Consider the following 11,358-nt stretch of genomic DNA (forward strand, 5'->3'; position numbering starts at 1 on the left):
ACAAAGCTAAAAATAAGAGAAATGAAAAAGAAAAGTAAAATCATCTTAGGTGTATGCATCGTTGCTGCAGCTCTGATAGGGATGTCCGTATGGAATACCTGGTTCAGTCCTACAAAGATTGCTTTCATCAACTTCCAGACCATACAGCAGGGAAGTATATCGAAAGCCAACGACAATTCATCCATCAAACTCAGTGAAGTATCGCTCGGCAACCTCGACCGTCTGACCGGTTACGACATGGTATTCATCAACGGAATGGGTCTGCGTATCGTCGAGGAACAACGTCAACAGATACAACAGGCTGCCGACAAAGGTATTCCTGTATATACTTCCATGGCTACCAACCCGGCCAACAACATTTGTAATCTGGACAGCGTACAACAGAATCTGATACGAGGTTATCTGACCAACGGAGGAAAGACCAACTACCGGAATATGCTGAATTATATCCGTAAAGCTATTGACGGTAAAATCTCTTCCATACCGGAAGTGGAAGACCCGGCAGAAAGACCCAGCGACATGCTCTATCACGCCGGACTCACCAACCCGGATGATGAACTGGAGTTCCTCACCGTGGCAGATTATGAGAAATTCATGAAGGACAACCGTCTTTATAAAGAAGGAGCACGTAAAATCATGATAACCGGACAAATGGCTGATGCCACCAGACTTATTGAGGCTCTTGAAAAAGAAGGTTACAATGTTTATCCGGTTCAGTCAATGACGAAATTCATGTCATTTATTGACGAAGTGCAGCCAGACGCAATCATCAACATGGCACACGGACGCATGGGAGACAAAATGGTGGATTATCTGAAAGCTAAGAATATCCTCTTGTTTGCTCCGCTCACCATCAACAGCCTGGTAGACGAATGGGAGAAAGATCCGATGGGAATGGCAGGAGGATTTATGTCACAAAGTATCGTGACTCCGGAAATCGACGGTGCCGTCCGTCCTTTCGCTCTCTTTGCACAATATGAGGATGAAGAAGGATTGCGCCATTCGTATGCAGTACCCGAACGCTTGAAGACTTTCGTATCCACAATCAATAATTATTTGAATCTGAATACTAAGCCGAACAGCGAGAAGAAGGTAGCTATCTACTATTATAAAGGTCCGGGGCAAAATGCATTGACCGCTGCCGGTATGGAGGTGGTTCCTTCCCTATACAATCTTCTGGTCCGCATGAAACAGGAAGGATACAACATATCCGGTCTGCCTGCAAATGCTGAAGAACTGGGTAAAATGATACAGGCTCAAGGCGCTGTGTTCAACTCTTACGCAGAGGGAGCCTTTAATGACTTTATGCAAAAAGGACATCCCGAACTTATCACCAAAGATCAATATGAAAGTTGGGTGAAAGAGTCACTCCGCCCTGAAAAATATCAGGAAGTGGTGGATGCTTTCGGCGAATTCCCCGGCAACTATATGGCGACTAACGACGGTAAATTGGGTATTGCCCGTCTGCAATTCGGGAATGTAGTCTTAATGCCACAAAATGCTGCCGGAAGCGGGGACAACTCCTTCCAAGTGATTCATGGCACTAATATGGCTCCTCCTCATACTTATATTGCTTCCTATCTATGGATGCAACATGGTTTCAAGGCTGACGCACTGATCCATTTCGGTACACATGGAAGTCTTGAATTTACTCCCAGAAAACAAGTGGCATTGTGCAGCAACGACTGGCCGGATCGCCTGGTTGGAGCAGTTCCGCACTTCTATATCTACTCTATTGGTAATGTTGGTGAAGGAATGATGGCTAAACGCCGTTCGTATGCCACCATACAGTCGTACCTCACTCCTCCTTTCCTTGAAAGCAGTGTGCGTGGTATTTATCGGGAGCTGATGGAAAAAATCAAGATTTACAATAACTCTCACAAAGAGAATAAAGATCAGGAATCATTAGCTGTCAAAACGCTGACTGTGAAAATGGGAATTCACCGTGATTTAGGTTTGGACAGCATTGCCAACAAACCATATACGGAAGATGAAATCGCCCGTGTAGAAAACTTCGCAGAAGAACTGGCTACCGAGAAAATCACCGGACAACTCTACACAATGGGAGTTCCTTATGAAGCGGAACGGATCACTTCTTCCGTCTATGCAATGGCTACAGAACCTATCGCATACAGTCTGCTGGCTCTTGACAAGCAACGTGGTAAAGCGACAGATGCCGTTAGCAAGCACCGCAGCCTCTTTACACAACAGTACTTGACTCCTGCTCGCCATCTGGTAGAAAAGTTGCTCGCTAATCCTGCACTGGCCACAGATGAACTGATTTGTCGTACAGCCGGTATCACCGCACAGGAACTAGCCAAGGCTCGTCAAATAGAGGCAGACCGCAATGCTCCGAAAGGTATGATGGCAATGATGATGGCTGCATCGGCAAAGAGTGAACAATCCGACAAAAAGAAAGCAGGTAAAGGACATCCGGCATCTGTCTCCAAAGAGGGTTCTCCTCATGGTCAAATACCCGAAAGCATGAAAGAGGCCATGAAGAAAATGGGCGCCAACATGGATCCTGAAAAAGCAATGGAAACGGCTAAGTCTATGGGAGCAAGTCCGGAAGCATTGAAGAAAATGGAAGCCGGAATGAAAGCTAATAAAGAAAAAGCTGCCGGATCTTCTGACAAACAGGGAAACAGTGGAAAGCAAGAAAAGCCTCAAGGTATGGCTGCCATGATGGCCGCTATGGGAAAAGCTCCGAAAGAATACAGTAAAGAAGAAATCGAACTGACACTTGCCATCGCTGAAGTAGAGCGTACAATCAAGAATGTAGGCAACTACAAGAACGCACTTCTGACAAGTCCCGAAGAAGAGTTAAGCAGTCTGATGAATGCATTGAAAGGTGGATACACCGCTCCTACTCCCGGAGGTGATCCGATTGCTAATCCGAATGCTTTACCAACCGGACGTAATATGTATGCTATCAATGCCGAAGCAACTCCTACAGAATCCGCTTGGGAAAAAGGTATCGCTTTAGCCAAACAAACGATTGATACTTACAAGCAACGTCACAATGATTCAATCCCACGTAAAGTGAGTTATACTCTCTGGTCTTCCGAATTTATAGAAACCGGTGGGGCTACTATTGCTCAAGTACTGTATATGCTGGGAGTAGAACCTGTTCGTGACGCATTCGGTCGTGTCAGCGATTTGAAACTGATTCCTTCAGCCGAACTGGGACGTCCACGTATCGACGTAGTGGTCCAGACTTCCGGACAACTCCGTGATATCGCCGCTTCCCGCCTCTTCCTGATTAACCGTGCAGTAGAAATGGCTGCGGCAGCGAAAGACGACAAGTTTGAAAATCAGGTAGCCGCCAGTGTGGTAGAAGCTGAAAGAGTGTTGACCGAAAAAGGTGTCAGTCCGAAAAATGCCCGCGAAATGGCTTCTTTCCGAGTATTCGGAGGTGCTAATGGCATGTATGGTACAGGAATTCAGGGAATGGTGGAATCCGGCGACCGTTGGGAAAGTGAATCGGAAATCGCAGATACTTACCTCAACAATATGGGAGCCTTCTACGGTGACGAAAAACACTGGGAAGTCTTTCAGAAATTTGCCTTTGAAGCAGCATTGAACAGTACTGATGTTGTCGTTCAGCCCCGCCAAAGCAACACTTGGGGAGCATTGAGCCTCGACCACGTATATGAATTCATGGGAGGTATGAATCTTGCCGTACGCAATGTTACCGGTAAAGACCCGGACGCTTATCTTAGCGACTACCGGAACCGCAACAACATGAAAATGCAGGAACTTAAAGAAGCAGTCGGTGTAGAAAGCCGTACAACGATTCTGAATCCTACCTATATCAAAGAGAAAATGAAAGGCGGTGCTTCTGCAGCAAGCGAAGTTGCCCAGACTGTAACCAATACGTATGGCTGGAACGTGATGAAACCTGCCGCTATCGACAAGGAACTTTGGGATAATATATATGATGTATATGTCAAAGACGAATACAAACTGAATGTAAAAGACTTCTTTGAAAAACAGAATCCCGCAGCTTTACAGGAAGTGACTGCCGTTATGATGGAAACTGCCCGCAAAGGATATTGGAAAGCTTCTCCGGAACAACTCTCCAATATTGCCAAACTGCATACAGACCTTGTCAGACAATTCGGTCCTTCGGGCAGCGGATTTACCGGAGACAATGCCAAATTACAGCAGTTCATCGCCTCTCAAGTAGATGCGCAAACCGCAGCCAACTACAACAAGGAACTGAAACAAATGAAACAAGCCACCCTGGACGGAGAAGCGACCAAAGGAGGCATGGTATTGAAGAAACAATCGAGCGATGCCGTACAAGGGGCACAGGAAGAGCAAAATTCTTTGAATGGAGGCCTTATCACAGGTATTGTTCTGGTAGCATTTGTTGTCATGTTGCTAATACTTAAAAAGAAACGGAAAAAGTAATGTAATATGGAGTTAATCATTCACATATTAATGCTGTTTATCGTGATTAACTGCAGTTTCAAACTCAGTTTCTGGAAACTTTGGCAAACCGTAATATACAGCCTGATAGCCGGTCTTTTTGTAGCCGGCACCTGGCAGTATGCTATTCTCCAGTCAAAGACACAGATTGCTGATTATCTGCAGAACACGGAAGCATTGCAAAACATGGCTATTATCATAACGCTTGAGTCAGCACTCTGCTTCGGCTATTGCGTGGCTTTCCTGCGCGGACTTTATGGTAAGAAGAATTTATGGTGGGCGGAATTACTTCGCTGGTATCCCAGCTTGTTGCTCTTCCCCGTATTATTCTACTATCTCACAGAAGCTATCTTCCGGTTACCTGGCGTAGACTTTTCAGTGACAGCCTGGTCACTTGCAGGGATAGTGGTTATCGCCATCCCATTATTAAGCCGGCTGATGAAGTATCTTGTACCCGAAGACGATCTCCGGTTGGAAGTTCATTTCCTTGTCAGCTTATTCATCTGTATCCTCGGACTACTGACCACTGTCAATGGGAAAACGACCTATGCTGCCACCGAGGAGGCACTCAACTGGAAAGCGATTATCTTGTCCATCGGTCTGTTCGTTGTCCTGTTTCTCATTGGATTTGCCTGGAACAAGCTGAAATGGCCTTTATTACAACGTAAAGAATTAAAAAAAAGAAGTAAAATCAATCAATAAAATATTATATGGAACTCATCTCTAAACTTTTATTCTGGGTAGCGAACAGTTTACTTATACCCGATATCATTATTTTGCTGTGCCTGTTCGTTCGTTCACTTATTTTGATCGGAGGCACCTACAACATGTACATGACCAAACGTAAAAATGACAAAGCACTGGACCAACTCATTAAAGATGCACGGATAGACGATCTGAAAGCAGCTTTACCCGACAAAGACAATTCACTATATATGGGTTATCTCCGCGATCTGCTCTACCATCCGGCCAGTGCAGATTACTCTGACTTCCTGATAACAAAATTCGAGAATGAAGCAGAGAAAGATGTGTCTCTTTCTAAAATGCTGGCTAAGATAGGTCCGGTTCTCGGATTGATAGGAACATTGATTTCCATGAGTCCGGCACTTGTGGGACTTTCTACAGGAGATATCTCCGGAATGGCATATAATATGCAGGTAGTATTTGCAACGACTGTTGTAGGTTTGGTTATTAGTGCTGTGGGACTGATATCCATGCAGTTCAAACAACGTTGGTATGCCAAAGATGTCAACAACCTCGATTATGTATCAAGAGTATTAAACGAAACAACCGGAGAGTCCAATAATGAAAAGAAATAGAAGAGTCAGCAAATTCCTCAAAGAAGAGGATACCGACCCGCTAAGTGTAGTAGTAAACTTGTTCGACGTAGCGATGGTATTTGCCGTGGCATTGATGGTAGCAATGGTGATGCACATGAATATGACGGAAGTTTTCGGACAGGAAGATTTCACCATCGTGAAGAATCCTGGTAAAGAAAATATGGAAATCATCTCCAAGGAAGGAAAGAAAATCAACACTTACAAGCCTTCCGGTCAGAAAGAGGAGGATTCAGGGAAAAGAGGAAGAAAAGTAGGGATAGCCTACGAACTGGATAACGGTGAGATTATTTATGTTCCGGAATAACCATTAAAAGTATATTTCCTACCAATAATCAATAGTATCGGGCAGGACAATCCTATTCAGGCATTGTCTGCCCTTTATTTCTTTCATTTTACATTGATAACTATCAGAACAAAACATGGTTTCTTCTTTATCAAAACCCGACAAAAGACACACACATTATCGCAGAAATCTACTAATCATCTGCCTGTTATTAGGTATCGTTCTCATTACTTTCTGCTTTTTGCTTTGCCAGCACGACAGTCAGGATATGGACTGCGATTGCTTAAGATGCCTGTTAAGTGCTCCTCCCCAGGAGGGAGAGTATCTCTACAACCGTTATCTGCTCCTCATCAGTGTTCTCTGCTTCTTGTTAATATTCCTGCCCATTTATGTATTCGAACATCGACAACATATAAAAAGGAAATAAAAAACAAGCCACCGAAATGAGTCACTCATTCCGATGGCCTATCCCCTTTAAACACCTTTAAACAAAATGAAAATATGCCTCATATACTAACTAAACTAACTAACCCTCGAGGCATATTTTAAAAGAGACTGTCGCATCAACCTCTTTTTATTGTAGATAGCTTTCGCTCTCTAATCTTATTTACGAGCTTCAGCAATATAGCCGAGAGCTTCTTCACATTTTGCAGTGACATAAGCCCAGTCTTCTGCTGCTACCTTATCTTTCGGGAACAGTTTAGAGCCCATACCTACGCAGAATACACCGGCTTTAATCCATGCAGTCAGGTTTTCTTTAGTAGGTTCTACTCCACCTGTTACCATCAGCTTAGACCATGGCATCGGAGCCATCAAACCTTTCACGAAGTTAGTTCCGTAAACATCACCCGGGAATACTTTGCAAAGATCGCAACCTACTTCCTGCGCAAAACCAACTTCTGACACAGAACCGCATCCCGGAGTATAAGCTACCGAGCGACGGTTACATACCTTAGCAATTTCAGGGTTGAACAACGGACCTACCACGAAGTTAGCACCCAGTTGCAGGTACATAGCAGCAGTAGCCGGATCAACGATAGAACCGATACCGATTGCCATTTCAGGGCATTCTTTTGCTGCGAATTTAGCGATTTCAGTAAATACTTCCTGTGCAAAGTCACCACGGTTTGTGAATTCGAAAGCACGAACACCACCGTCATAACAAGCCTTTACTACTTTCTTTGCAACTTCTGCATCTTTGTGATAGAATACAGGAACCATTCCTGTAGAGCCGATCTTATTCAATACGGCTATTTTATCGAATTTTGCCATCTTATTATTTACTATTTAAATGAATTGATTTTCTTTACTTTTCAACTCTCCAAATTATCTCTGTACGCGACCGCTTGCGTCACCACCAGCCAATGCTTCTACTTCTTCTACAGAAACAAGGTTGAAGTCACCATTGATAGTATGTTTCAATGCAGATGCAGCAACAGCGAATTCAAGAGCAGCACCCTGATTAGGTTTAGTCATCAAACCATGGATAATACCGCCGGAGAAAGAGTCACCACCACCTACACGGTCGATAATCGGATCGATATCATAACGCTTTGAAGTATAGAATTCTTCTCCGTTGTAGATCATCGCTTTCCAACCGTTGTGAGTAGCAGAGAAAGATTCGCGCAAAGTAGAAACTACATATTTGAATCCGAATTCTTTCATCATCTGCTGGAAGATACCTTTGTAACCTTCAGCATCTGTGTGACCAGCCTCAACGTCAGCATCCGGCTTGAAGCCCAAACAAAGTTCTGCATCTTCTTCGTTACCGATACATACGTCTACAAACTGCATCAACGGTTTCATGATAGACTGTGCTTTTTCTTTAGTCCACAGTTTCTTACGGAAGTTCAAGTCAACAGAAACAGTTACACCGTGACGTTTTGCAGCTTCACAAGCCAGACGAGTCAACTCGGCAGCCTTGTCAGAGATAGCCGGAGTGATACCAGACCAGTGGAACCAGTCAGCACCTTCCATGATTGCATCAAAATCGAAATCAGCAGCGTCAGCTTCAGCAATAGCAGAGTGAGCACGGTCATAAATAACCTTGCTAGGACGCATAGAAGCACCAGTTTCCAAGTAGTAGATACCTACACGGTCGCCACCACGAGCAATAAAGTCTGTCTTAACACCATATTTACGCAATGCGTTAACAGCAGACTGTCCAATTTCATGTTTCGGCAATTTAGTTACGAAATAGGCCTCATGTCCGTAGTTGGCACAGCTTACTGCAACGTTAGCTTCTCCACCACCATATACTACATCAAAAGAATCAGATTGAACAAAACGAGTATTACCCGGAGTTGATAATCTAAGCATGATTTCGCCTAATGTAACGACTTTCTTTCCCATAATCTTATGTTTCAATTTCTAAGTTATTAATATTATGAACTTTCAATTTATCATTTCAGCCCTATTTTAGGGGTTAACACACTGATAATACGACTATTAATCTATAAAAAGACTAACATCACATACCTTTCGTGTGCGGGCACAAAGATACAACAATTTTCGTAATTACAAAAATTGTTATATATTTGTATCGAAAATATTAAGATTATTATTGTGTGCGAGCACAAAAACCTATATAAATAAAGGTTATCGTATGAATAAATTGCCCGAAAGGATCAGGATCAAAGACATCGCCCGTCTGGCAGATGTATCAGTGGGAACAGTAGACCGCGTTATCCATGGACGTAGCGGAGTGTCGGAAGCCAGCAAGAAACGCGTAGAAGAAATTCTGAAACAGCTTGACTACCAGCCCAACATGTATGCCAGCGCTTTGGCTTCCAATAAGAAGTATACGTTTATCTGTCTGCTGCCGGAGCATCTGGAAGGCGAATACTGGACAGCGGTAGAAACCGGTATCCACGAAGCTATTGCCACCTATTCGGATTTCAATACTTCGGTGAAAATCAACTATTACGATCCGTACGACTATCATTCATTCGAAAATGCCAGCGAAGCCATTTTGGCTTTACAGCCGGACGGAGTGATGGTAGCTCCTACCGCTCCGCAGTATACGAAAGGTTTCACCGATCAGTTGCAAGCATTGGATATACCTTATATATATATAGACTCCAATATCAAAGACGTTCCTCCCCTCGCCTTCTTCGGTCAGAACTCACGCCAAAGCGGATATTTCGCTGCCAGAATGATGATGTTACTGGCACGGGATGAAAAGGAAATCGTTATTTTCCGCAAAATACATGAAGGAATTGTAGGTTCTAACCAGCAAGAGAACAGAGAAATCGGTTTCAGGCAGTACATGAAAGAACATCATCCGTCTTGTACTATACTGGAGCTCGACTTGCATGCCGAACGCAACGACGAAGACAATGAGATGCTGGATGAATTCTTCCGTACCTATCCAACAGTGAAGAACGGAATCACATTCAACTCTAAAGCCTATATCGTCGGCGAATACCTGCAAAGTCGCGGAAAGAAAGATTTCAATCTGATAGGTTATGACCTTCTGGAACGGAATGTCACTTGCCTGAAAGAAGGAAGTATCTCTTTCCTCATTGCCCAGCAACCGGAACTGCAAGGCGCCAATGGCATCAAAGCTCTTTGCGATCACCTTATTTTCAAGAAAGAAGTGACCTGCATCAACTATATGCCCATCGACTTGTTAACAGTAGAAACAATAGACTATTACCATAGCAAATAACAACAAAGTACAACTTTACAAGTACATTACATGGAAACAAAGTATTTAAGAATTAATCCTGCCGACAACGTTGCCGTTGCCATTGTTAACCTCCCGGCAGGAGAGCATCTTTCTGTAGATGGCATTGAAATTACATTGAACGAAGACATTCCTGCCGGACATAAATTCGCATTGAAGAATTTTGCTGAAGGCGAAAATGTAATCAAGTACGGTTATCCTATCGGACATGCACGAATGGCTAAGAAACAGGGTGACTGGATGAACGAAACGAACATCAAAACCAACCTCGCCGGATTGTTGGATTACACTTACAACCCGATTCAGGTTTCTTTGGATATTCCTCATAAAGATCTTACATTCAAAGGTTATCGTCGCAAAAACGGTGATGTAGGGGTAAGAAACGAAATATGGATTATCCCGACGGTAGGTTGCGTAAACGGTATCATCGGTCAACTGGCTGAAGGACTGCGTCGCGAAACCGAAGGCAAGGGAGTGGATGCCATTGTTGCTTTCCCACACAACTACGGTTGCTCGCAACTTGGTGACGACCACGAAAATACAAAAAAGATTCTTCGTGACATGGTGCTTCATCCCAATGCAGGTGCTGTATTGGTAGTAGGCTTAGGATGTGAGAATAACCAGCCGGATGTATTCCGTGAGTTCCTGGGCGAGTTTGATGAAGACCGTGTGAAGTTCATGGTTACTCAAAAGGTAGGTGACGAATACGAAGAAGGAATGGAAATCCTCCGCGATTTGTATGCAAAGGCCTCTAAAGATGAACGTACCGATGTTCCTTTGTCCGAACTGCGTGTGGGATTGAAATGCGGTGGTTCCGATGGTTTCTCCGGCATTACGGCAAACCCGCTATTGGGTATGTTCTCCGATTTCCTGATTGCACAGGGAGGTACAAGCGTATTGACTGAAGTTCCGGAAATGTTCGGTGCAGAAACAATCCTGATGAACCGTTGTAAAAACGAAGAGCTGTTTGAACAGACTGTCCATCTGATTAATGACTTCAAAGAATACTTCCTGTCACATGGAGAGCCTGTAGGTGAAAATCCTTCTCCGGGCAACAAAGCCGGTGGTATCTCTACTCTGGAAGAAAAAGCACTGGGATGTACCCAGAAATGTGGAAAGAGTTATGTATCCGGCGTAATGCCTTACGGCGAACGTTTACAGAAAAAAGGACTCAACCTGCTTTCTGCTCCGGGCAATGACCTGGTTGCAGCCACTACTCTTGCAGCAAGTGGATGTCACATGGTACTTTTCACCACCGGACGCGGTACTCCTTTCGGCACTTTTGTTCCGACCATGAAGATTTCCACCAATTCAACTTTGGCTAAAAACAAACCGGGATGGATTGACTTCAACGCCGGTGTGATCGTAGAAAACGAACCGATGGAAAAGACTTGTGAACGCTTCATTGATTATATCATCAAAGTGGCAAGCGGTGAATTCGTAAACAACGAAAAGAAAGGCTATCGCGAAATTGCTATCTTTAAAACAGGGGTAACCTTGTAAACAGGTCGCTATCTGATACAACAAATATATCGAAGATAAAAGATACATTGTTAAAACAATAGAGTTGCTATCCCGTTCAACTTATCATTGAGTGAAGGATAGCAACTCTT

8 protein-coding genes are annotated in these 11,358 nt (G+C 43.8%); 6 read left to right on the plus strand and 2 right to left on the minus strand.

What is annotated here, in order from left to right; genetic code table 11:
• The first annotated feature begins 21 nt into the window (after nt 1–21).
• The 4 genes from DXA54_RS11495 to DXA54_RS11510 are packed head-to-tail and all read left to right on the plus strand — an operon-like array spanning nt 22 to nt 6,078.
• Nucleotides 22–4,416: a cobaltochelatase subunit CobN gene (locus DXA54_RS11495; protein ID WP_008651769.1), complete on the plus strand. Its 4,395-nt coding sequence runs from the start codon at nt 22–24 to the stop codon at nt 4,414–4,416.
• A 6-nt stretch (nt 4,417–4,422) separates the two neighbouring features.
• A complete protein-coding gene (locus DXA54_RS11500; RefSeq protein ID WP_004300149.1) occupies nt 4,423–5,136 on the plus strand; it encodes a hypothetical protein in 714 nt (237 codons plus the stop codon).
• An 8-nt stretch (nt 5,137–5,144) separates the two neighbouring features.
• Complete coding sequence (locus DXA54_RS11505; protein WP_004300150.1) at nt 5,145–5,753, plus strand: MotA/TolQ/ExbB proton channel family protein; 609 nt, start codon at nt 5,145–5,147, stop codon at nt 5,751–5,753.
• Nucleotides 5,740–6,078: a DUF2149 domain-containing protein gene (locus DXA54_RS11510; protein ID WP_004300151.1), complete on the plus strand. Its 339-nt coding sequence runs from the start codon at nt 5,740–5,742 to the stop codon at nt 6,076–6,078. Before DXA54_RS11505 ends, DXA54_RS11510 begins: the two co-directional genes overlap by 14 nt.
• A gap of 582 nt (nt 6,079–6,660) precedes the next feature.
• Here the strand turns inward: DXA54_RS11510 and DXA54_RS11515 are convergent.
• On the minus strand, nt 6,661–7,329 hold the full coding sequence (locus DXA54_RS11515; protein ID WP_008651773.1) for a bifunctional 4-hydroxy-2-oxoglutarate aldolase/2-dehydro-3-deoxy-phosphogluconate aldolase: 669 nt from the start codon (nt 7,327–7,329) through the stop codon (nt 6,661–6,663).
• Between the two features lie 54 nt (nt 7,330–7,383).
• Nucleotides 7,384–8,409 (minus strand): sugar kinase, encoded by a 1,026-nt coding sequence (locus tag DXA54_RS11520; RefSeq protein WP_004300154.1) that lies wholly within the window; start codon nt 8,407–8,409, stop codon nt 7,384–7,386.
• 253 nt (nt 8,410–8,662) lie between these two features.
• On the opposite strand from DXA54_RS11520, the gene DXA54_RS11525 reads away from it, so the two are divergent.
• Nucleotides 8,663–9,727, plus strand: coding sequence for a LacI family DNA-binding transcriptional regulator (locus tag DXA54_RS11525; RefSeq protein ID WP_004303832.1), 1,065 nt, complete (start codon nt 8,663–8,665; stop codon nt 9,725–9,727).
• Between the two features lie 30 nt (nt 9,728–9,757).
• Nucleotides 9,758–11,248: a UxaA family hydrolase gene (locus tag DXA54_RS11530; RefSeq protein ID WP_004303833.1), complete on the plus strand. Its 1,491-nt coding sequence runs from the start codon at nt 9,758–9,760 to the stop codon at nt 11,246–11,248.
• The last annotated feature ends 110 nt before the right edge of the window (nt 11,249–11,358 follow it).

Source organism: Bacteroides sp. OF03-11BH (genome assembly GCF_003604005.1).
GTDB lineage: Bacteria > Bacteroidota > Bacteroidia > Bacteroidales > Bacteroidaceae > Bacteroides > Bacteroides ovatus.

Bases quoted from the DNA above. Each gene is read 5' to 3' on its own strand.
- DXA54_RS11505 (WP_004300150.1), top strand. From the start codon at position 5,145: ATGGAACTCATCTCTAAACTTTTATTCTGGGTAGCGAACAGTTTACTT.
- DXA54_RS11515 (WP_008651773.1), bottom strand. From the start codon at position 7,329: ATGGCAAAATTCGATAAAATAGCCGTATTGAATAAGATCGGCTCTACA.
- DXA54_RS11500 (WP_004300149.1), top strand. From the start codon at position 4,423: ATGGAGTTAATCATTCACATATTAATGCTGTTTATCGTGATTAACTGC.
- DXA54_RS11530 (WP_004303833.1), top strand. From the start codon at position 9,758: ATGGAAACAAAGTATTTAAGAATTAATCCTGCCGACAACGTTGCCGTT.
- DXA54_RS11525 (WP_004303832.1), top strand. From the start codon at position 8,663: ATGAATAAATTGCCCGAAAGGATCAGGATCAAAGACATCGCCCGTCTG.
- DXA54_RS11520 (WP_004300154.1), bottom strand. From the start codon at position 8,409: ATGGGAAAGAAAGTCGTTACATTAGGCGAAATCATGCTTAGATTATCA.
- DXA54_RS11510 (WP_004300151.1), top strand. From the start codon at position 5,740: ATGAAAAGAAATAGAAGAGTCAGCAAATTCCTCAAAGAAGAGGATACC.
- DXA54_RS11495 (WP_008651769.1), top strand. From the start codon at position 22: ATGAAAAAGAAAAGTAAAATCATCTTAGGTGTATGCATCGTTGCTGCA.